This is a genomic window from Mycetohabitans sp. B46, assembly GCF_037389205.1.
In the GTDB taxonomy this organism is placed as follows: Bacteria; Pseudomonadota; Gammaproteobacteria; order Burkholderiales; family Burkholderiaceae; genus Mycetohabitans.
This window is the reverse complement of sequence record NZ_JADBGL010000002.1, coordinates 390,095-411,987: the sequence shown is the minus strand read 5'-3', so window position 1 is coordinate 411,987 and position 21,893 is coordinate 390,095. Positions and strand designations below refer to the sequence as shown.

The following is a 21,893-nucleotide window of genomic DNA, read 5'->3' as shown; positions in this document are numbered from 1 at the left end:
CCGTTCCATGTCGCCAAGATAGGCGATGCGCGCCGGTTCACGCATCCTCCTTCAGAATCACACGTCATTCTTTAGAAATAATGCCTGCAAGTCGTTCAGGAAACGCTGGCCGAGCGGCGTCGGCGCGATACTCGCATGATCGCGGCGGATCAAGCCACGGTGTTCGGCTTGCGCAAGGGCGGGCTCAATCGATGTCATCGTCAGCCCGGTCCGCTCAATGAAACGGTGCACCGGGAAGCCCTGGGTCAGCCGCAGCGCATTGAGCATGAATTCGAACGGCAGATCGTGCACCCCGACTTCGTGCTGTTCCTGGATTGGTGCGCCCGCGGCGGTCTGCGCCAGATAGGTGGCGGGGTGTTTGTGGCGCATCTGTCGCACAATCCGTTCCGGAAAGGACAGTTTCGAATGCGCGCCTGCGCCGATGCCCAGATAGTCGCCGAATTGCCAGTAATTCAGGTTGTGCCGGCTTTGCCGGTTCGCTCTAGCGTACGCTGAGACTTCGTAGCGGTGGTAGCCGGCTTCACGTGTGCGCGCATGGATCCACTCCTGCATGTCGGCCGACGTGTCGTCGTCGGGCAGCGCAGGGGGATACTTGTGGAAATAGGTGTTCGGCTCCAGCGTGAGGTGGTACAGCGACAAATGGGACGGCGCGAATGACAGCGCGGTCTCCACGTCTGCCTGGCATTGCGCCAGTGTCTGGCCCGGCAGCGCAAACATCAAGTCCAAATTGAAGTTATCGAAGCTCGAGCGCGCAATCTCTATCGCGCGGCGGGCCTGGGCCGCGTTATGAATGCGGCCCAGTGCCTGCAAGTGAGCGTCGTTAAAGCTTTGGATGCCGATCGAGAGCCGGTTGATGCCGCTGCTGTGAAAGCTCGCGAACTTGGCCGCTTCGAACGTGCCGGGATTCGCCTCGAGCGTGATTTCCGCATCTGCGTCCAGTGGCAGCAACGCGCGTAGGTCTGACAACAGCCGGTCAATCGCCTGTGCCGACAGCAGGCTCGGCGTCCCACCGCCGATGAACACGGTATGGACCGGCCGTCCCCAGATCAACGGCAACGCCGCTTCTAGGTCGGCACGTAGCGCGTCCAGATACTCGGCTTCAGGAAACTGTGTGCCGTTTGGGCCGCGCGTGAACGCGTGCGAATTGAAGTCGCAATACGGGCACTTGCGCACGCACCATGGAAAATGCACGTACAGGGACAGCGGTGGCAGTGCGGTGAGCCGGATGCGTCCCGGCGCAATGAACGCGGACACCGTGCCGCCCGATCCCGGCGCGTTGGCGTGCGCGAGCGGTGAGAAATGTGCGGGTGCGCGTCCCGCTATGGGATGATTCACCATGCGTCCTTCAATCGACGGATTAACTCTACCAACGCCAGCGCGCGATGGCTATGGGCGTTCTTCACTTCCGGCTGCAACTGGGCGGCGCTTGCTTGCAGCGCGGGGACATAGAACAGTGGGTCGTAGCCGAAACCGTGCTCGCCGCGGGGCTCGGTAAGGATTTCGCCGTGCCAGCGACCGTCGGCGATCAACGGCTCGGGATCGTCGACATGGCGCACCAGCACCAGCACGCAATAGTAGTAGGCGCGCCGGTCGGCATGCGCACGCAACACGTCGAGCAGGCGTGCGTTGTTGGCCATATCGGATTTTTCGCCACCGGCCCATTGCGCATAGCGGGCTGAATAGACGCCCGGGGCACCACCCAACGCATGCACGCATAGCCCCGAATCGTCGGCGAGCGCGGGCAAGCCGGTGACGCGTGCCGCATGGCGCGCTTTTTCCAGTGCGTTCTCGATGAACGTTGGATGGGGCTCAGGCGCCTCGCTCACGCGCAATTCGTGCTGCGGCACAAGATCGATGCCAAGCGCGTTCAGCGCAGAAAATTCGCGCAGCTTGCCAGGATTGTTCGACGCCAGCACGATGCGCGACAGCGCAGGTCCGAGGCGGCCGCTCATGACTGCAATGCCTTTTTCTGCAACTCGATCAGTCGCGTGATGCCGGATTCGGCCAGATCGAGCAGGGTGTTCATCTCGTCGCGGCTGAACGGTTGGCCTTCGGCCGTGCCCTGCACCTCGACAAAGCGGCCGGCCCCGGTCATCACCACATTCATGTCGGTGTCGCAACGCGAGTCTTCCGCGTAGTCCAGATCGAGCACCGGCGTCGCGCCGTGGATGCCGACCGACACCGCCGCGACGTGATCGAGGATCGGCGTCGCGGTGAGCTTGCCGTGCGCCAGTAGCGTGTCCACCGCATCGTGTGCGGCGATGAATGCCCCCGTGATGCTTGCACAACGTGTGCCACCGTCGGCCTGAATCACGTCGCAGTCGATATGCAGCGTGCGCGGGCCTAATTGCTCCAAGTCGAACACCGCGCGCAGCGCACGACCGATGAGTCGCTGGATTTCTTGCGTGCGGCCGGTCTGCTTGCCACGCGCCGCCTCGCGATCGCTGCGCGTGTGCGTCGCGCGCGGCAGCATGCCGTACTCGGCGGTGAGCCAGCCGCGTCCGCGATCGCGCAGGAATTCGGGCACTTTTTCCAGCACGCTGGCGGTGCAGATCACTTTCGTGTCGCCGCATTCGATTAACACGGAACCTTCGGCATGCTTCGTATAGTGGCGCGTGATGCACACGTCTCGCAGTGCGTCGGCGGCGCGGCCGCTGGGCCGCGAAGTCGGGACTTTCATATTGGAACAGTCGGAAAGTGGATGCGGTTGGAGGTCAGCTGCGCCGACCCGAAACCCGCATCTTAGCGCTAAACGCGCATTGTCCTCGGTGAGCCGGATGCGTTCCATCCATGCCGGCTGCCGTTGCCGGGGACAGGTAGGCGTTCAGTGCGATAATCATCGTTTTATCGGAACTTTTCGCGAGACGCACAATGATCTACAGCATGACGGGCTATGCGAGCGTAACGCGGGAACTGGTCGTCGACGGCGCATCCGAAGTCGGCGGCAGTACCCATACTGCCAGCGTATCGGTCGAGTTGCGCACCGTGAATTCGCGGTTTCTCGACCTGAATTTCCGCATGCCTGAAGAGGTGCGCACGTGCGAGCCGACGTTGCGTGAAATGCTGATGAATCGCCTCTCGCGCGGCAAGGTCGATATCCGTATCAACGTGCAACGCAGCGAGCAGGTGGCGCTGGCCGGGTCGCTCAATCGCGACGCGCTGCGGCAATTGGCGGTCCTGGAGCGCTCCGTGCTCGATGTGTTTCCCGGCGCGGGTGGCCTGCGCACTGGTGAAATCCTGCGCTGGCCCGGCGTAATCGCCGATAGCGGCCTGTCGGCCGCATTGCTGCGCGACGCAGTGCTGGCATGCGGTAAGCAGGCCGTGGACGAGCTGGTCAACGTGCGCGGCCGCGAAGGGGCGCAATTGGCCACGATGCTGTTGGCCAACGTGACCGAGATGGAGGCGATCGTCACCCGTATTACGCCGTTGGTGCCCGAGCTGGTCGCGCGTCATCAGCAAAAGATTGTCGAGCGGCTGCAAGCAGCACTCGGTGTGGCGGCGTCGGATGGCTCGCCACAACTCGTCTCGCGTGAGGAAATCGCTGAACGGATCCGCCAAGAGGTGACGATGTATGGCATCCGGATCGACATCGCCGAGGAGCTGTCGCGGCTGGGTGCGCATTTGGCCGAGACGCGCCACGTGATTGAAAAGGGAGGCCGGGTGGGCAAGCGGCTCGATTTCATGATGCAGGAACTGAACCGGGAAGCGAACACGCTAGGGTCCAAGGCCGCGGCGAAAGAGTTGGCCGATGCGTCGATGACGCTGAAGTTGCTGATCGAGCAGATGCGCGAGCAGGTTCAGAATTTAGAATAGTCCAACACGATGACGAACAATCGCAATCCCTACGCCGGAGAGTATCCCGGTAACTTATTCATGGTGGTTGCGCCGTCCGGCGCGGGCAAGTCCACGTTGGTTAACGCGCTATTGGCGTGTGACCCGTCGATCCGGCTGTCGGTATCGTATACCACCCGAGCGCCACGGCCGAACGAGACGGACGGCGTTCAGTATCATTTCATCCCGGCGTCCGACTTCCTCGAGCGCCATGCCCGGGGTGAATTCCTCGAGAGTGCCGAAGTCCATGGCAACTACTATGGCACGTCACGCCTGTGGATCGAAGAGCAAATGAAGCGTGGCGTAGACGTGCTGCTCGAAATCGATTGGCAGGGTGCGCAGCAGGTGCGCAAGCAGTTTCGAAACGCGGTCGGCATCTTCATTCTGCCGCCGTCGCTCGATGCGCTCGAGGAGCGTCTGCGCAAGCGTGGGCAGGACGAGCCGAACGTGATTGTGCGCCGGCTGCTGGCTGCCGGCAGCGAAATCGCGCATGCGCCCGAATTCGAATATGTATTGATCAACGAGCATTTCGATCGTGCGTTGACCGAAATGCAGACCGTGGTTGCCGCCACACGGCTGCGTTTTGCATCGCAGCGTGCGCGCCACGAGAAGCTGTTCGTCGAGCTGGGTATTCATTCATCGCAGGCGGATGGATCGCGCGGTGAGTTAAAATAGATTTATAGCAACAAGGAATTCCAATATGGCTCGCATTACCGTCGAAGACTGCCTGGAAAATATCCCGAACCGCTTCGAGCTTGCGCTTGCGGCGACGTATCGTGCGCGCCAACTCGCGCAGGGCCACACACCGAAGATTGAAAGCAAGGATAAGCCGACGGTACTCGCGCTGCGCGAGATTGCCGAAGGAAAGGTCGGCATCGAGATGTTGAAGAAAGTGCCGGTCTGACCGGCACGCCCGCCATGTGACGACACAACGCAACAGACCTGGAGGCGCAAATGAGTTCCAATCCATCGCACGCCTCCACGTTGTCGTGCGCTGCGCGCGCGGCTGACGAGGCCGCGGCACGGCGCCCGCAGGCCGGGGCGAAACGCCCGTCCACGTCGCCGACCGGTGCGGACGCTGCGGGCGGCGCGGGCGTGGCGACCAAAACGTCGTCTGCACGCGCGTACATCGATGCGGTGCTCGAACAATCGTTTCGGCACTTGTTCGGGCCGACTGCCACGCCTGAGCAGCCACGTAAGCACGAAGTCGTATCGATCGCGAAACTAACCGAAGAGTTGGGCGCATACATGACGCCGGCCGAGATCAAGGAGATCAAGGCCGCGTTTCACTTCAGTGACGAGGCCCACCTGGGCCAATACCGGCAAAGCGGCGAGCCGTACATCACGCACCCGGTGGCGGTGGCCGAGATCTGCGCCGGCTGGAAGCTGGACTCGCAGTCGATCATGGCCGCGTTGCTGCATGACGTGATGGAGGACCAGGGCGTCACGAAGGCGGAACTGGCTGAGCGTTTCGGGCCGAAGGTGGCTGAACTGGTTGACGGGCTGTCCAAATTGGACAAGATGGAGTTCCGCAACCGCGAAGAGGCGCAGGCGGAGAATTTCCGTAAGATGTTGCTTGCGATGGCGCGGGACGTGCGCGTCATCCTGATCAAGCTTGCTGACCGGCGGCACAATATGCGCACGCTTGGTGCAGTGCCGCCGGAGAAGCGCCGGCGGGTGGCACGCGAGACGATCGATATTTACGCACCGATTGCGCATCGGCTCGGCCTCAACAATACGTATCGTGAGCTACAGGAGCTCAGTTTCGCGAATTTCAATCCACGCCGGTATGCGACCCTCGAGAAGGCTGTCAAGGCGGCGCGCGGCAACCGGCGGGAGGTGGTTGGCAAAATCCTCGAGGCGGTGCAGCGTTCGCTGGCCGACGCGAAGATCGATGCTGACGTGACCGGGCGTGAAAAAACGATTTACAGCATCTATCGAAAGATGCGCGACAAGCAGTTGTCGTTCTCGCAAGTGCTCGACGTGTACGGTTTTCGCGTGGTCGTCGACACGCCGATGTCATGCTATATGACGGTCGGTGTACTGCATTCGTTGTACAAGCCGGTGCCGGGCAAGTTCAAGGACTACATTGCGATACCGAAGGTCAACGGATACCAGTCATTGCATACCACGCTGGTTGGCCCATTCGGCACGCCCATCGAGTTCCAAATCCGCACACTGAAGATGCATGAAATTGCCGAGGCGGGCGTTGCGGCACATTGGATGTACAAGAACGGCAGCGCGGATTTGAACGACGTACAAAAGCGGGCGCATCAGTGGCTCAAGTCACTGCTCGACATCCAGAGCGAGGCAGGCGACTCTAGCGAGTTTCTTGAGCACGTGAAGATCGACCTGTTTCCAGACGCGGTCTACGTGTTCACGCCCAAATCGAAGATCATGGCGCTGCCGCGTGGCGCGACGGCGCTGGACTTCGCGTATTCCGTGCATAGCGATCTGGGTAACCAGTGCGTTGCCGTCAAGATCAACAACGAGTTGTTGCCGTTGCGCACCGAACTCAAGAGTGGCGATATCGTCGAGGTTATCACGGCGCCGTACTCGAAGCCGAACCCTGCTTGGCTGGCGTTTGTCCGGACCGGCAAGGCGCGTTCGGCGATTCGCCACTACCTGAAGACGATGCGCTTAAACGAATCGGTGCAGCTCGGTGAGCGGCTCGTGGAACAGGTGCTCAAGGCGTATGGGCTGTCACTTGCCGAAGTCACGCCAGAGATCTGGGACAAGATCGCGCACTCGACCGGCAATAAGTCACAACAAGAAGTATTCGCCGATATTGGGTTGGGACGTCGTGTTGCAGCAGTGCTCGCCAAGCGGATCGAGCTGTTGCTCAGTGGCCGCGACGGGGACGCCGACGAGCACTCACGCCCCGATGCGCCAGCTCACGCCAGCGGCGGACCGCCGGTACTGATCACCGGGACGGAAGGGATGGCGGTGCAACTGTCGCCTTGCTGCCGGCCGATTCCTGGCGACGACATCATGGGCTACATTGGGATGGGCCTTGGCATGTCGATCCATACGACCGATTGCCGTGTTGCGCAGCGTATTCATCGGCGCGATCCCGGTCGCTGGATCGATGTTGCGTGGGCGCCGCAGCCCGGACGATTGTTCGATGTGGCGGTCAAGGTGCTGGTCAAGAACACACGCGGTGTTTTTGCCCGGGTGGCCGCCGATATCACGGCCGCCGATGCGAATATCGTGCACGTGGCGATGGATGAGGATCTGGCCCAGGAGTCGATGGTGCTGCGCTTCCTGATCCAGGTCAGTGATCGGGTCCATTTGGCGAATGTGATCCGGCGGACCCGGACCAATTCCGATGTGATTCGGATTGGCCGTGAGCGGACGTCCGACGAAGGTCACCCTCGGCACGACGGTGGAATGCGCATCGAGCGTGACCGCGGTGACTATTGACGCGTAACGGGACTGCGCCCCCCCGGGTTGTTCTCGGCATACTGTCCCAGTGCTACGGGTTGCCGCAGAACCGCCGGACGATGTCTCGTACGGTGCGATGTCCGTGCGTGTTACGTAAAGCAAAAAGGCCTTCCGATTGGAAGGCCTTTTTTGAAGAAGTGGCGCGGCTGGCAGGATTCGAACCCACGACCCCTTGGTTCGTAGCCAAGTACTCTATCCAACTGAGCTACAGCCGCGCGAAGAAGTAGAATTATAGCAACTTCTTTGAAGATGTGAAGCCCCTGGCGCGATTTTTTTTGCATGCCGGTAATGAGTGGACGTCGGATATCGGCCATGAGGTGTTTGCCTGTTCGTATAATAGTCAAAAAGACATTCCATGGTTTCAGTCGAGCTTGCACAATGAACAAGGCATTGGTGAAGGAAAGCGATGATTCGGCGCAAGATGACGACCTGCCGCAACCGGAAATGCCGGCCGGTGCAAAAAACTATATGACGTCCGAGGGCTACCGCCGCCTAAAGGACGAGTTGCTGCAGTTGATCGACGTCGAGCGGCCGGAGGTCGTGCGCATGGTAGCGTGGGCCGCGTCCAACGGCGACCGGTCCGAAAACGGCGACTATATCTATGGCAAGCGGCGTCTGCGCGAGATCGACCGGCGCATTCGTTTCTTGACCAAGCGGCTCGACCTAGCCGAAGTCGTTGACTGCAGCCGGCAGGAAAACACCGACCAGGTATTCTTTGGCGCAACGGTTCACTATGCAACATCCAATGGCGCTGAAAACCAGATCACCATTGTCGGCGTTGATGAGGTGGATCTGGACCGGGGGCGAGTTAGCTGGATTTCGCCGATTGCGCGGGCGCTGTTGAAAGCGCGGATCGGGGACACCGTGCCCCTTTACACCCCAGGCGGGATTGAGCAAATCGATATCCTCGACGTCCAATATCCGGCTGTCGCGCATTGAGTGCGTGCGGGTGTCGTTGCACGCGGGCCGCTGTCATGACAGCGCTCGCGGCAGAGTGATAGATCGTAAAAAAGGCGCCCGAAGGCGCCTTTTTAGCTGGTGCACAGGACGACTGGTGTCCCGTCCGCTTTAAGCTTAGAAGCGGTGACGCAGGCCAGCGGTCACAGCCACTTGCTTGTCGAACGACGACGGAGCCAGGCCGTTGATGGTCGCGGTGAAGCCGGTCTTGCTTTCGACAACCTTTTGGTACTCACCTTGCAGGTACACGTCGGTACGCTTGGACAGCGCATACGCGGTTTGCAGGCTGAATTGATGCCACTTCGGCGATTCGCCGTTCAGCTTGCCGTCGGTGTACGTGTATGCACCCGCGACGCTCAATGCCGGCGTCAGGTTGTAGCGGCCATTCACTTCATAGTTGTTGAAGCGCAGGTCGTCGTTGGAGCCTAACAGATTGTTCAGCTTCGTTTGCGTGTACACAAAGCCTGCTGTTGCCGGGCCGAACGCATAGTTCAGGCCTGCACCCCAGGTGCGCTGACGACCAGCGGCGGTGAAACCTTGTTCGTCCGAGGAGACGGCGCCCAGCGAGTTCGACACCACACCGCTGGTGAGCGTGTTGTTCAACTGCAGGTAAGCTGCCGCCACATTCAACGGACCGTAGTTGTACGATGCGCCGACGCTGTACGCCCGGTTGTTCGCGAAGTTACCCGCCTGGTTCGAGAAGCCGTACAACGCGCCGAACTTGAAGCCTTCGAAGTTCGGGCTTTGGTACTTCACCGAATTGTTGACGCGGAACGAGTTGTCCAGGTTGTCATTGTCGAACGGGTGCGCGAACTGCGTGCCGCCGTATTGCGTGCCGGTCAATGCCAGCGGGCCGAGATAGTCGACTACGGAGTCATATTGACGGCCCAGCGTGACGGCGCCGTACTGATCCGAGGCAAGGCCGACGAAGGCTTGGCGACCGAACAGGCGACCATCTTGCCCCGCTGCGCCATTACCAATGCTAAAACCATTCTCCAGCGTGAAGATCGCCTTCAAGCCACCACCCAGGTCCTCAGCGCCACGCAGGCCCCAACGGCTGCCGTTCACCGAGCCGCTGGTTTCCTGCCAGTTCGAGCGACCGTCTTGGCTGTTCGTGTACGTGATACCGGCGTCGATCAAGCCATACAGCGTCACGCTGCTTTGCGCGTGGGCTGCCGTCGCGAACATGCCCGACAGGGCCGCAACCATGAGAGTCTTTTTCATCTTTGTGAACTCCAAATACGTATGGGAAACCTTACCCAAGCTTTGAGGAAACGAGGCCACCGGTGAGTTGGCAGCATGTATTTCAAGTGGTGCGGCATTGAAACGATTAGCCAAATGACGCACCTGTTTCCTGGAAAGGCAAAGTGTAAAGACCCGGTCGGGATGCGACCATTCCTAATCTTGCAACAATATATTGACGATCATGAAATGATTGGTGGCGTCCCGCAAAGCCTTATGTAGCAAGGCTGAACAGCAATTCAGCTTAATTTCGACAAGAGTGGACGAGCGCTCGACGTTGTGTTTGTGCGACAGCTGAATGAAGGGAACCAATGAGCAATTAATGAGTCGCGACCCATCGTTTCGGTGGCCACAATAAATGATTGCCGAATAAATTAACAATGGGATGCGCCGATTTGGCTATACTGCAACCACTGCTTTCCCTAGCAGCTTTTTCTTCTGAAAAAGATCTCCAAACCTTATCAGCGCGGTCATCTTGACCGCGCTTTTTTTGCGCCGTCGCCCATCGCATCGTCGCGCCAGTGTGCCCTTGCTCCGGTGGCCGGGTCGTCGCGGCTGAAATGCCGGGCATCAAGCCGGTGCCGATGCCGTCGGTTCATTCCAGGCAGGCGCGACGGCGCTAGGTACTCGCCGAGCGGTGCAATGTCCAGTCGCTGGCTATCCAATCCTCGGTCACGTAATGACGGGCATCCATGAGCGGCGCCGACAGCAGGTTTTACCAGTGATCGCCGTGCCAAATCATATCGAAGCGGGGCAAGACCGAGGGGTCGGGCGCGGTGGTTGGCACAGGGCTGGGCCGATCTGCAGCGTAGTGGGAATCATGCCGTGGCCAGCCGAAAAGGTGCTTAAGGGGCGTCAGCATCATATTCCTCCCTGCTACATCGAATGGTTCCTATAAATAGTCGCGTGAACCGCTGCGGAATAGAATCAGCGTAAACGCTTACAATTTGTTGCACGTGTCGTTGCACGAATTCGGTAAAAATTTCTGTCAATTCATAATTTAATACCGCGATTCAAGTAAAAACGACTGGTGCAATTCAGTTAAAGGAAGCTGCCATGACATCGTTGCAGATTGCGCTGAGTGGGCTACGCTGAGCGGTTACTGCGGCCCTGGACGGCCCACTGGGCGGGCCTCTCCGGGAGATTGATAAAAGCGTGTCAATCGCGCGGCAACATATTTTCTGCTTGACGTACAGTCCTGTTTTTATTTATAACAATACCGCTGGATTTTCAGGATGCGAGGTTGCCGCTTAACGCGGGAACCCTTGTTTCATGATTTTCTGCAGATGAACGGAAGTTTGTTACGTCAACACTTGAGGGGAAGTACGATTTATGGAAACTGGTATCGTCAAATGGTTTAACGATGCTAAAGGCTATGGCTTTATCACTGCGGATTCGGGTGGCGAGGACTTGTTCGCACACTTCTCCGAAATCCGCGCGGAAGGGTTCAAATCGCTGAAGGAAAGCCAGCGCGTATCGTTTGAAGTGAAGAATGGCCCGAAGGGTAAGCAAGCGGCGAACATCCGGCCGTTGTGACGCGGTGCCCGATTCGGGACCGATGCCGCTGATGAATGTCGGCGGCCACGCAAAGCTCCGCGCGTCGGGGCTTTTCTTTTCCCCGCCGTGCGCCGCATAACGACGACGCGCGACGACACGCGCGGATCCGGTCGTTTCAGGCGACAATGGGCGCGTTTGCGTTCCTTATGCCACTGTTGCATTGCCATGACCGACCTTGCTAGCCTGATCCACGATGCCGATGCACGACCCCTCGCGTTTGTGGATTTGGAGACGACGGGCGGGCGCCCTGGGTTCGACCGCATCACCGAGGTGGGCGTGATCGAAGTTGACCGTGATGGCGTTCGCCGCTGGAGTACGCTGGTCGATCCGCTGCAGCCCATCCCGCTATTTGTGCAGCAGTTGACCGGCATCACGGATGCGATGGTCCGCGGCGCACCGACATTTGAGGCGCTCGCCGCTGAACTCGCGCGCCGACTCGATGGCAAGTTGTTTATCGCGCACAACGCGCGCTTCGATCACGGGTTCCTGAAGAAAGCGTTCGATCAGATCGGCATCCGCTTCGATCCCGACGTACTGTGCACGGTGCGGCTGTCCCGCGCCCTGTTTCCGCACGAAAGCCGGCACGGGCTCGACGCACTCGCGCAGCGGCTAGACTTGAGCGCGTGTGGTCGGCATCGGGCGCTGGCCGACGCCGAGCTGGTATGGCAGTTTTGGCAGCGTGTCCATGCCCTGCATCCACGCCCCGCCATCGAGGCAGCGCTGCGCCGCCTGATTCGCGGGGGCGGGGCCGACGCGATGACCGATGCGTTGCCGGCCGGCTCGGGCGTCTACGCGTTGTTCGACAGCGATGGCGTGCCGTTGTATGTAGGCAAGAGCGCTAAGCTGCGGCAGCGCGTGCGCACGCAGTTATTTGGCGAGCGCCGCTCGAGCCGCGACGCGCAGCTGGCCGCGCGTGTGCATGAAGTGCGCGTCTATCCGGTGGTGGGCGAGGTTGGGCTGTTGCTGGCGGATGCGCATTGGAGTGCTGTGCTGCGCCCGAGGCTCGGCCGTCGCGTGGCAGCAACGGTGCAGCCACCGCGTGGCGCGATGCCGTGGCCCTACGGCGGACCTATCGCATTGATTGAGCGCTCAGGCCACGATCGTGCGGAGGGCGTCCATCTGCTGGACGCGTGGCAATATCTCGGATCCGCCGCCGACTTGGATCGCGCGCGTGCGTTGCTCCATGCACATCGGCAGACCCGCGCGGCGTGCAGCGGCGCACGCGATATTGTCCAGCCTGCGCAAGCCGCGATGGCTCAGCTCGGCCTGCTGGGCGTTGTGGAGCCAACCTTCAATGCAGCGATTGCCCGGATTCTCGCGCAGCGGTTGGCGCGGGGCGGGCTGGTCGTGGAGCGGCTCACGAACGTGGCGCCGGCCGACGGCCACCACTGCCAGCTGGCGCTGAGTGACCGAGAAGACGGCTGGCACAACAATGGCCCGATAGGACAGGCGAATACATGGCAAACGACTGTCGCCGATTAACCGCATTGGACGCAGGCGGTGCTCACGCGCGGGCAACTGAATAGCACCGACGTGACAAGAACCGAGGCGCGTAGCGCGCCCTTACTGCGTGTTGCCGGACTTGCGTTGTTCGTCAAAGAATGCGCGGACGTGCTCGGGCAGGTCTGCGAGAAACTCGACGCCCACCGGTTCCGGGTCTGGACTAGCGACCTTGTCTGGCGACGGAATCTTGGTGGGTTTGGCTTCCATGATGACTCTCCTTGTTGTGAATCGATTATCCGCCTCGGGTCCGACCGTGTGTTAGTGCCACGTGGCCACGACGCGTTTTTCTCTCCCTTCTGTTGCTATAACAGCACAGTAGCCTAATAGAAAACAATGCGGCGGGAAAATATCCGCGTGCATTGCATCAAGCAGGGAAACAGTGCGACAACGCGCCGCTTTTCGTCCAGCGAATGATCCATTGTTGGCGATTTGCGGGTGGTTGACTGGGCGCTACCGTACCGAGGCCTTCACTGAGCATCGGCGCCAGATATTGACGCCGTCTGTGCCGCGAGACGATCGTGCGCATCGCAGCGGTGGCCGACCAACGGACGGTCGTGCTGGCGGTGTGCGGCATGCAGACGAGGTGTGGCATGCGTGCGACATTAGGATAAGCAAGCGGCGACGCATCCTGTCCGCGGAGGGCGGCGGCGCGTCACGCGAAGCGCAGGGCACAACAAAAAGCCCGCAAAACATAAGTTTTGCGGGCTGAATCCATGGTGCCGGAGAGAAGACTCGAACTTCCGACCTTCGCATTACGAATGCGCTGCTCTACCAACTGAGCTACACCGGCAACAGAAGCGAGATTATAAGAGTGGATGATGGGGGTTGGCAACCCCGTTGACACCTTGTGCCAGCTTCCCTGCACATCACTCCGGTGTCAGGTACGCTCGCACCCGAATAGCGTACTCAGCCCTCGACGTGGTACCGTGTCACGCGATCCACTTCATTCTTGGAGCCGAGGAACACGGCGACGCGCTCATGCAAGCTCTTGGGCTGGATGTCCAGGATCCGTTTTTCGCCGTTGGTCGCGGCGCCACCCGCCTGCTCGACGATGAACGCCATCGGATTTGCCTCGTACATGAGGCGCAGCTTGCCGGGTTTGTCCGGCGTGCGCTTGTCGGCCGGATACATGAAGATGCCGCCGCGATGCAGGATGCGGTTCACGTCCGACACCATCGATGCGATCCAGCGCATATTGAAGTCCGTCTTGCGGGGGCCGTCCACGCCCTGCGTCAGCTCGCTGACATAACGCTGCACCGGCGCATACCAATGGCGCTGGTTCGATGCATTGATGGCATATTCGCGCGTATCCACTGGGATGCGCAGGTCGCGATGCGTCAATACCCATGAGCCGAGTTCTCGATCGAGCGTGAAGCAGTTGACGCCGTGGCCCGTGGTCAGCACGAGCACTGTTTGCGGGCCGTACACCGCATAGCCGGCCGCTACTTGGTGCGAGCCCTTTTGCAGGAATGATTGTTCGGTCGGGTTGGCGCCATCGGGGCAGCGCAGAACCGAGAAGATCGTGCCGATCGACACGTTCACGTCGATGTTGGACGAGCCATCAAGCGGATCGAACAGCAGCAGGTACTCGCCTTTGGGAAAGAACGTGGGGATCGGATGAATGCTCTCCATTTCCTCCGATGCCATCGCGGCGAGGTTGCCGCCCCATTCGTTGGCCTCAAGCAAGATTTCGTTGGACAGGATATCGAGTTTTTTCTGTACTTCGCCTTGGACGTTCTCGCTGCCGGCGCTGCCGAGCGCCTCACCCAGCGCACCCTTGCTGACGTGATAGCTGATGAGCTTGCAGGCGCGCGACACGACCTCGATCAGCAGCCGCAGATCGGCCGGGATGCTGTTATGTTCGCGCTGTTGTTCGATCAGGTATTGGGTGAGAGTCGTGCGGCGTAAGGTGTGCCGGGTCGCTTCCATGATGGGCTCCGAAAAACGCTATTCGAGAGGCGCGATCGCTGTCTTGGGACACTGTCGTCAGCACCGCGCCGCGATCTACATGGCCGCCATTCTACATGGGCGGTGTGGCGCGTCGGTGCGTTGGCGAGCCTGCGCTATAACAATTCGATTTGGGACAGGCCCAACGGACTGGTCTCGCGCATCGTCGATACGAAGTCTCGGCGGCGGCACTGCACCGCCGACACTGTAAGCAACGGCTACGCTAGGGCCTTGTCGACGATTTCGCGCACGTCTTTCGAACTTGCGTTGGCGGCGACCTTTTCCAGCGCCGTACGCATCGGCTCGCGCAGCGCCGGCACGAACTTGCGCCAACGCTCCAACGAGCGGGCCAAGCGGGCGGCAACCTGCGGATTGATTGCGTCGAGCGCGATGACCTGCTCGGCCCAGAACGCGTAGCCGGAGCCGTCTGGCAGATGGAATTGATCCGGGTTGGCCGTGCAGAAGCCGAAGATCAACGCGCGGGCCCGGTTCGGATTTTTCAAGTTAAAGGCTGGGTGCCGCATCAGCTCACGCACCGTGTCGAGGGTGCGCCGGCCTGCGCCGCCGCGTTGTTGAGTCTGCAACGCGAACCATTTGTCGATCACCAGTGCGTCGCCCTCATGGCGGCGGTAGAACGCGTCGAGCGCGGCCTGCGCTGCAGCTTGCGCGTGGGCGGGCGCGTTCGCGCGCAACGTGATCAGCGTGGCGAGCGCGGCAGCGCGGTCGGTCATGTTGTTAGCCTCGTCGAACTGCGCGCGGGCGAGCCGCAACGCGTGCGTCGGATCGTCCAGTTCCGCGAGGTAGTGTAGCGCCAGGTTCTTCAGCGCACGCTTGCCGGCATCGGCCGGGTTCGGATCGTACTCGCCCGGCGTGCGGTGCATGTCGTATGCGGCGAGCCAATCCTCGCGTAGCGCGGCTGCCAGCCTGCGGCGCACGAATTGACGCGCCTGGTGGACGGCGGCCGGATCGGCTTCGTCCATTTGCTCGGCCAAATAGATCTCGGACGGCAGGGTCAGCGCTTGTTCGCGGAACGCCGGCGACAACGATGCGTCGCGCAGCACGGCGCCGAATGCGGCAATGAACGCCGCCGGTAGCTCGAGCGGTCCGTGTTGCTGCACCTGTGTGGCCAGCGACAGCAACGCGCGTGTGGCTAGGCGCTGCCCGGCCTCCCAGCGGTTGAATGGATCACTGTCATGTGCGAGCAGGAACGCGAGTTCGTCGGATGTATAGTCGTATTCGACGATCACCGGCGCGGAGAAATTGCGCAACAGCGACGGCAGTGGCTTTTCTGCGACGTCGACAAACGTGAAGGACTGCTTTGTGCCGGTAAGCTCGAGCACGCGCGTGGTTGCTGCACCGGCGTTGGCTGGCTCACCTTGCAGGCGTAGCGGCATGTCGTGCCCTTGCGCGTTGACCAGGCCGAGCGCGAACGGGATCAGCAGCGGCCCCTTTTGCGTTTGCGCCGCCTGCGGCGACGATTCCCCATAGTGCTGCACCAGCGTCAATGTAAAGGTGCGGGCCATCGGATCATACGCGGTGCGCACCGTCACGCGGGGCGTGCCGGCCTGACTGTACCAGCGCTCGAATTGGGCCAGATCCCGGTGGTTTGCGTCAGCCATCGCAGCGCGAAAATCATCACAGGTCACCGCCTGGCCATCATGCCGTTCAAAATACAGGTCCATGCCTCGGCGCAAGCCGTCGCGCCCGAATAGCGTCTGGTACATCCGCACGACTTCCGCCCCTTTCTCGTAGACGGTGACCGTGTAAAAGTTATTGATCTCAACATAGCTTTCCGGGCGCACTGGATGCGCCATCGGGCCGGCATCCTCGGCAAACTGCATCTGCCGCAGCACGCGTACGTCATCAATGCGCTTGACTGCGGCGGCGGCCGGATCGGTGGCGCCGCCCGCCATGTCGGCGGAGAACTCCTGGTCGCGGAACACTGTGAGCCCTTCCTTGAGGCTGAGCTGGAACCAGTCACGGCAGGTCACGCGATTGCCGGTCCAGTTATGGAAGTACTCATGCCCGACGACCGATTCGATGTTCGCGAAGTCGATGTCGGTCGCGGTCTGTGCGTTCGCGAGCACGTACTTCGTATTGAAGATGTTCAGTCCCTTGTTCTCCATTGCGCCCATGTTGAAATCGCCGACGGCGACAATCATGAAGCGGTCCAGGTCCAACTCGAGCCCGAAGCGCTGCTCATCCCAGCGAATCGCGCGCACCAGCGAATCGAGCGCGTAACCGGTTTTGTCCAGGTCATGCGGCTCGACCCATACTTGCAGCAGCTTCTCCTTGCCCGAGCGCGTCGTTATCGTCTGCTCGCGGGCAACGAGCTTGCCGGCGACCAGCGCGAACAAGTAGCTCGGCTTGCGGAACGGATCCTCCCACTTCGCATAATGCCGGCCGTGCGGCAGCGTGCCGCTGTCCACTAGGTTGCCATTGGATAACAGCACCGGATAAGCGGCTTGGTCGGCGCGTAATGTGACGCGGTAGGTCGCCATCACGTCAGGCCGGTCCAGGAAGTATGTGATGCGACGAAAGCCCTCAGCTTCGCACTGGGTGAAAAAATTGCCATTGGAGACATAAAGGCCCGATAACGTCGTGTTATCGGCGGGGCAGCACGCGTTCTCGATGACTAGTTCAAACGCCTCCGGCACGTTTGCCACGACGAGCCCGCCGTCGTGCACCGTTACCGCATCGTGCGGGCGGGCATCGACGGTCAGCGACAGCAACTCCAATGCCTCGCCGGCCAATTCGAGGTCGGCGGCAGCGTCGCTGGCCTGCGGATTGCGCCGCACGCGCAATGTGCTGCGCACCAGTGTGCGCTCCGGCACGAGATCGAATTCCAGTTCCACGGTGTCGATCAGAAACGCGGGCGGTGTGTAATCCGCACGGCGGATGACGGTGGCTTCAACAGGCTTGGACATGGCGTATCCGTCGAAAGGCGGTTTAATGGCAAGGGGTCCGGGCCGCGCCGTCGCACGGCGTCACGCGCCGCGTCGGGAAAGCATGGCGCGATCCGGTGTCTAAGGTTTTGGGTGGCCGCGGCGAGGCCGTGGACCTATTGATCCGACGATTGTACAAAATAGATAATGGTCTTGTGTCGCGGGTATTTCGCCGGGCGGCCGGCACGAAGGCCAAATCTAAGGAAAACCATGATGTTCAGACGATTTTCGCAGCGCATGACTCGTGGGCGTCCATGGGCGGCCGGCTTGCTTGCGATGCTGGTGCTGTCAGGATGCGCTAGCTATGTGACTTCGGACGTGATCGCTTTCAATGCGTGGCGCCCCAACGCCTCGGACCGCGACCGCACTTTTGCATTCAAGCGCGATGCGCAGCAGCAGAACAGTATCGAGCAGCGCACCTATGAGATGCAGCTCGCTGACGAGCTGTCGCACTACCATTTCCGGCAGGTGGCGCCAGCCAGTGCCCACTATGACGTCGAACTGGCCTATGGCACGCACGCCGGCAGCATTGTCGTGCAGCAACCGGTCTATACCGATCCATGGTGGCCGGGATGGGGACGATTTGGCCCGTGGGGGCCATTCGGCATGATGCCGACCTACGTCGATACGGCATGGCCCGTGTTCGTGCAGAGCCTGACGATCCGCATGACGGAGCGCACGAGCGGCAAGGAGAGGTACAAGGTCACGGCGACGACGCCGACCGCGCGCCAGTCGCTGCCGCTCGCCATGCCATACTTGATACGCAGCGCGCTGGCCGACTTCCCGTTGCAGAACGGCACGACTCGGCAGGTGCGCCTGCCCGCCGAGCGGCGCGGTCAGACGACGGGCGGTGTGCCGCTGTCGTCTCACGAGAAGGCTGCTGCGGACGCGTCTCCGATGCGCGACGACGCTCCGTCGGACTCGCCGATGCGCAACGCTGTTCCGTCAGACTCGCCGATGCTCGGCGAGTAGCCGGCCCCGGCTGTGTCGCCGAGCGCGGGGCGCTGAGCGCCAAACGTGGGGGCTGAGCGCGGGCGGCTCAACGGGGGTCATTGGCTACTGAGGCCGACGCCGCACAGGGCCAGCACGCCGAGCGCGATGAACATGACCGCGGCCACTGCATGCACCGCGGTGGTGGGCAACCGGTGGGCAAAACGCTCGCCCAGGAAAATCGCTGGCACGTTGGCGAGCATCATGCCAAGCGTGGTGCCGATGACCACGCTTGGCAGGTCGTGGAATCGCGCGGCCAGTGCGATCGTCGCAATCTGCGTTTTGTCGCCCATTTCCGCGATAAAGAACGTCAGCGCCGTCGTGCCAAAGATGCCCAGCCGGGTCCGCACGGGCCGCGCGTCTTCGGCGCGCCATCGATCTGGCACCAGCACCCACGCGCCCATTGCGATGAACGACAGCGCGAGCGCCCAGCGCATCGCGCCGGGCGTGAGCAGCGACGACAGCCATTGGCCGAGCGCGCCGGCGCCGGCATGGTTCGCCAGCGTGGCGGCTAGCACGCCGAACACGATCGGCCAGGGCTTGCGATAGCGAGCGGCAAGCACGAGGGACAGCAGTTGTGTCTTGTCGCCGATTTCGGCGAGGGCGACGCCGCCGGCGCAAACGAGGAAAGCTTCGGTCATCAATGAGGTGATTCGCAGGCCGTGGATGTACAAACGACGATTCACGCGCTGCCCGGCCTGTTCCGGCAGTGCGTGGATCATCGGTCTTATCGCAGCTGGATTGCAGGTTTGGGCGGCGCAGCCCTTGAATGGACCAGGCGGCCTGCGGCATACGTGTGCGCGACCGCACGATCATCGCCGAGCAGCGCGAACGCGAACAGCAGTGCTTCGAGCGAGTCCGCCTGCGCGGTGCGGCGCGCGAGCAGCGCGGTGGCAGCCGGGTCCAGCACGATAAAATCCGCCTCGGTGCCCGCCGCCAGCGTGCCAATGCGCTCGGCCAACCCGAGTGCGTGCGCGGCCGCGGCGGTGGCCAGCCAGAACATGCGCAACGCGCTTAGATGGTACCCGCGCAGGCGCGCGATCTTGTGGGCCTCGTTCATCGTCTGCAGCATCGAGAACGAGGTTCCTGCGCCGACGTCGCTACCCAAAGCGACCGGCATGTTGGTGGCGTCGGCCGCTTCAAAGTCGAACAGGCCGCTACCCAGGAACAGGTTTGAGGTGGGGCAGTGCGACGCGAGCGCGCCGCAGGCGGCCATGCGGGCGCGGTCGACATTATCCAGATGGATGCAATGGCCGTAGATTGCGCGGCGCCTTAGCAACCCGTAGTGCTCGTAGACGTCCAGGTAGCTGCGGTGCCCGGGAAACAGCTGCGTGACCCAGGCGATCTCGTCGGTGTTCTCGGCCACATGGCTTTGAATGAATACGTTTGGGTGGGCGGCGGCCAGCGTGCGGCATGCGTCCAGTTGTGCCGGCGTCGAGGTCGGCGCAAAGCGCGGCGTCAACGCGTACAACTGGCGTCCGGTACCGTGCCAGCGTGTCATTAGCGCCAAGCTGTCGTCATAGCCGCTTTGCGCGGTATCGCGCAGGAACGGCGGGCAGTTGCGGTCCATCAGCACCTTGCCGGCAATGAGCCGCAGGTTCCGCGCGTGGCTGGCCTCGAACAACGCGTGCGCCGATTGCGGATGCACGCTGCAATACACTGCCGCGCTGGTCGTGCCGGCCGCCAGCAGCTGGTCCAGGAAAAAGTCGGCGACCTCGCGTGCGTAGGCCGCGTCCTCGAAGCGGCGCTCGGCTGGGAAGGTCCACGTCTGCAACCATGGCAGCAGGCTGGGCGCGGGCGAGGCGATCATCTCGGTTTGTGCAAAGTGCAGGTGCGTGTCGATGAAGCCGGGCACGATCAGCTTGTCGCGCAACGAGATGATGTTTGCCTGCGCGGTGATGCGCGGTGCGACGGCGTTGTAGGCGCCGCTGGCGACGACGCGGCCATGCTCGACAAGCAGCGCGCCGTCCTCGTTAAAGTTCGCCCGTTGCTCAGCGCCCGGATAGGTGCCATCAAACGGCGCATCGAAAGCGAGGAGCCTGGCACGATAAACAGTCTGGACCATGGTTGTCCTGTGGTCAAAGCCAATCAGAGTTGGGTCAGCATGAGCCCCGACAGCGCCGCGCTTGCCCACATGGCTGGCTTGACCTCGCGGGCCCGGCCGACGAACAGCTTCAACACGACAAAAGCCAGAAAGCCATACGCGATGCCAGCGGTAATCGAGTACGTGAGCGGAATCAGGATCATCGCGATGAACGCGGGTATCGCCTCATCGAAGCGGTGCCATTCGATCCGTGTGATCGGCTCCATCATGAACACGCCGACCAGCACGAGCGCCGGGGCGGTGGCAATGGCCGGCACCAGCGCCAGCAGCGGAGAGAGGAACAGAAACGGCAGGAAGCACACCGCGGCGACCACCGCGACCAGCCCAGTGCGCCCGCCCGCGGAAATGCCCGCAGCCGACTCGATGTAGGCGTTGGCCGGCGACGTGCCCAGCGGCGCGGACACCAGTGCCGAGAACGCGTCGACGATCATCGATTGCCGGATGTTGCGCGGGTTGCCATCGGCATCCAGCAGGTTGCCGGCGTTGGACACGGCCATGAAGGTGGACAGCGCATCGAAAAATGAAGTGAACAGCATCACGAAGATAAACGGCCAGTATGCGACCTTCAGCGCCCCGACCAGGTCCAGTTGCCACAGCGCGGAGAAGTCCGGCGCCGCGACCAGGCCGTGCCAGTTCACCAGCGTGGGTATGGCCATCGACGCCGGCCAGTACGCGCTGCCGTCGCCCCACAGGCGCCCGATCGGGATCGCCAGGATTGTCGTGACGACAATGCCGATCATCAGCGCACCGGTGACGCGACGTGCCACCAGCACCGTGGTGACCGCCAGGCCAGCGAGGAACGTGACGATAATCGGGTTTAGCGACGCGGCACGCACGATGGTCACCGGATCGGAAATCACGAATTTCGCATTGACCAGCCCGATCAGCGAGATGAACAGACCGATGCCGCACGACAGCGCGTGCCGCAAATTGGCCGGGATCGCGTCGACCACGAGCCGACGCACGTTGAAGGCGGCCATCACCGCGAAGAGCACGCCCGCCCAGAACACGCAGCCCAGCGCCGTTTGCCACGGCATCTTGCCGGCGTGCACCATGACGAACGCAAACAGCGCATTCATCCCCATGCCGGGCGCGACCAGCACCGGATTGCGCGCGTACCAGCCCATCGCGCAACTGCCGGCGAAGCTAACTAGTACCGTGGCGCTGAGCGCGGCCGAAAATGGGATGCCCGCCTGTGACAGGATGGCAGGATTGACCACGATGATGTACATCGACGTCAGAAACGTCGTGATGCCGGCCACCACCTCGGTGCGCACGCTCGAACCGTTCTCGCGCACGCCGAAGAAGCGCTCCAGCAGCGAAGCATTGGCTGCCGCGCCGCGTTGACTTTCCATGGTTTGTTTCTCCTAAGT

General features: G+C 61.7%; 18 protein-coding genes and 2 tRNA genes. 8 read left to right on the top strand and 12 right to left on the bottom strand.

Annotated features, from left to right (window positions below; genetic code table 11):
* Positions 1-57 precede the first annotated feature (57 nt).
* The 3 genes from hemW to rph are packed head-to-tail and all read right to left on the bottom strand — an operon-like array spanning position 58 to position 2,680.
* On the bottom strand, positions 58-1,338 hold the full coding sequence (gene hemW / locus IHE30_RS03975; protein WP_337688946.1) for a radical SAM family heme chaperone HemW: 1,281 nt from the start codon (positions 1,336-1,338) through the stop codon (positions 58-60).
* Positions 1,332-1,952: an RdgB/HAM1 family non-canonical purine NTP pyrophosphatase gene (gene rdgB / locus IHE30_RS03970; RefSeq protein WP_337688944.1), complete on the bottom strand. Its 621-nt coding sequence runs from the start codon at positions 1,950-1,952 to the stop codon at positions 1,332-1,334. The genes hemW and rdgB overlap by 7 nt, the downstream gene beginning before the upstream one ends.
* Entirely contained in the window at positions 1,949-2,680 is a 732-nt protein-coding gene (rph, locus tag IHE30_RS03965; RefSeq protein WP_337688943.1) for a ribonuclease PH, read from the bottom strand. The genes rdgB and rph overlap by 4 nt, the downstream gene beginning before the upstream one ends.
* A gap of 191 nt (positions 2,681-2,871) precedes the next feature.
* Between rph and IHE30_RS03960 the strand changes: the two genes are divergently transcribed.
* The 4 genes from IHE30_RS03960 to IHE30_RS03945 are packed head-to-tail and all read left to right on the top strand — an operon-like array spanning position 2,872 to position 7,254.
* Positions 2,872-3,813, top strand: coding sequence for a YicC/YloC family endoribonuclease (locus tag IHE30_RS03960; RefSeq protein WP_337688941.1), 942 nt, complete (start codon positions 2,872-2,874; stop codon positions 3,811-3,813).
* 9 nt (positions 3,814-3,822) lie between these two features.
* Complete coding sequence (gene gmk / locus IHE30_RS03955) at positions 3,823-4,506, top strand: guanylate kinase (RefSeq protein ID WP_337688939.1); 684 nt, start codon at positions 3,823-3,825, stop codon at positions 4,504-4,506.
* Between the two features lie 25 nt (positions 4,507-4,531).
* A complete protein-coding gene (gene rpoZ, locus IHE30_RS03950) occupies positions 4,532-4,735 on the top strand; it encodes a DNA-directed RNA polymerase subunit omega (protein WP_076785305.1) in 204 nt (67 codons plus the stop codon).
* Positions 4,736-4,785: 50 nt separating this feature from the next.
* Entirely contained in the window at positions 4,786-7,254 is a 2,469-nt protein-coding gene (locus IHE30_RS03945) for a RelA/SpoT family protein (protein ID WP_337688935.1), read from the top strand.
* A 159-nt stretch (positions 7,255-7,413) separates the two neighbouring features.
* Here the strand turns inward: IHE30_RS03945 and IHE30_RS03940 are convergent.
* Positions 7,414-7,490 (bottom strand) — tRNA-Arg (locus IHE30_RS03940).
* Positions 7,491-7,653: 163 nt separating this feature from the next.
* Between IHE30_RS03940 and greB the strand changes: the two genes are divergently transcribed.
* Positions 7,654-8,214: a transcription elongation factor GreB gene (gene greB, locus IHE30_RS03935; protein WP_337688933.1), complete on the top strand. Its 561-nt coding sequence runs from the start codon at positions 7,654-7,656 to the stop codon at positions 8,212-8,214.
* A 135-nt stretch (positions 8,215-8,349) separates the two neighbouring features.
* Here greB and IHE30_RS03930 read toward each other — a convergent pair whose 3' ends face one another.
* The gene (locus IHE30_RS03930) at positions 8,350-9,456 is read right to left on the bottom strand and encodes a porin (RefSeq protein ID WP_337688931.1); all 1,107 of its coding nucleotides are present in this window, start codon (positions 9,454-9,456) and stop codon (positions 8,350-8,352) included.
* Positions 9,457-10,806: 1,350 nt separating this feature from the next.
* Between IHE30_RS03930 and IHE30_RS03925 the strand changes: the two genes are divergently transcribed.
* Positions 10,807-11,010: a cold-shock protein gene (locus IHE30_RS03925; protein WP_237069938.1), complete on the top strand. Its 204-nt coding sequence runs from the start codon at positions 10,807-10,809 to the stop codon at positions 11,008-11,010.
* A gap of 186 nt (positions 11,011-11,196) precedes the next feature.
* Positions 11,197-12,513, top strand: a complete 1,317-nt coding sequence (locus tag IHE30_RS03920; protein WP_337688928.1) for an exonuclease domain-containing protein — start codon at positions 11,197-11,199, stop codon at positions 12,511-12,513.
* A gap of 81 nt (positions 12,514-12,594) precedes the next feature.
* Here IHE30_RS03920 and IHE30_RS03915 read toward each other — a convergent pair whose 3' ends face one another.
* The 4 genes from IHE30_RS03915 to pepN form a co-directional block, all read right to left on the bottom strand.
* A complete protein-coding gene (locus IHE30_RS03915; protein WP_013434428.1) occupies positions 12,595-12,741 on the bottom strand; it encodes a hypothetical protein in 147 nt (48 codons plus the stop codon).
* A 507-nt stretch (positions 12,742-13,248) separates the two neighbouring features.
* Positions 13,249-13,324, bottom strand: a tRNA-Thr gene (locus tag IHE30_RS03910).
* Positions 13,325-13,440: 116 nt separating this feature from the next.
* Complete coding sequence (locus IHE30_RS03905) at positions 13,441-14,463, bottom strand: class 1 fructose-bisphosphatase (RefSeq protein ID WP_337688927.1); 1,023 nt, start codon at positions 14,461-14,463, stop codon at positions 13,441-13,443.
* A gap of 236 nt (positions 14,464-14,699) precedes the next feature.
* On the bottom strand, positions 14,700-17,408 hold the full coding sequence (pepN, locus tag IHE30_RS03900; RefSeq protein WP_337688925.1) for an aminopeptidase N: 2,709 nt from the start codon (positions 17,406-17,408) through the stop codon (positions 14,700-14,702).
* Positions 17,409-17,636: 228 nt separating this feature from the next.
* Between pepN and IHE30_RS03895 the strand changes: the two genes are divergently transcribed.
* Positions 17,637-18,398: a DUF4136 domain-containing protein gene (locus IHE30_RS03895; RefSeq protein WP_337688924.1), complete on the top strand. Its 762-nt coding sequence runs from the start codon at positions 17,637-17,639 to the stop codon at positions 18,396-18,398.
* A gap of 77 nt (positions 18,399-18,475) precedes the next feature.
* Here IHE30_RS03895 and IHE30_RS03890 read toward each other — a convergent pair whose 3' ends face one another.
* From IHE30_RS03890 to IHE30_RS03880, 3 genes are all read right to left on the bottom strand, one after another.
* On the bottom strand, positions 18,476-19,057 hold the full coding sequence (locus IHE30_RS03890; RefSeq protein WP_337689023.1) for a TMEM165/GDT1 family protein: 582 nt from the start codon (positions 19,055-19,057) through the stop codon (positions 18,476-18,478).
* Between the two features lie 86 nt (positions 19,058-19,143).
* Positions 19,144-20,481, bottom strand: coding sequence for a guanine deaminase (gene guaD, locus IHE30_RS03885; RefSeq protein WP_337688922.1), 1,338 nt, complete (start codon positions 20,479-20,481; stop codon positions 19,144-19,146).
* 23 nt (positions 20,482-20,504) lie between these two features.
* A complete protein-coding gene (locus IHE30_RS03880) occupies positions 20,505-21,875 on the bottom strand; it encodes an NCS2 family permease (RefSeq protein ID WP_337688920.1) in 1,371 nt (456 codons plus the stop codon).
* Positions 21,876-21,893: the final 18 nt, after the last annotated feature.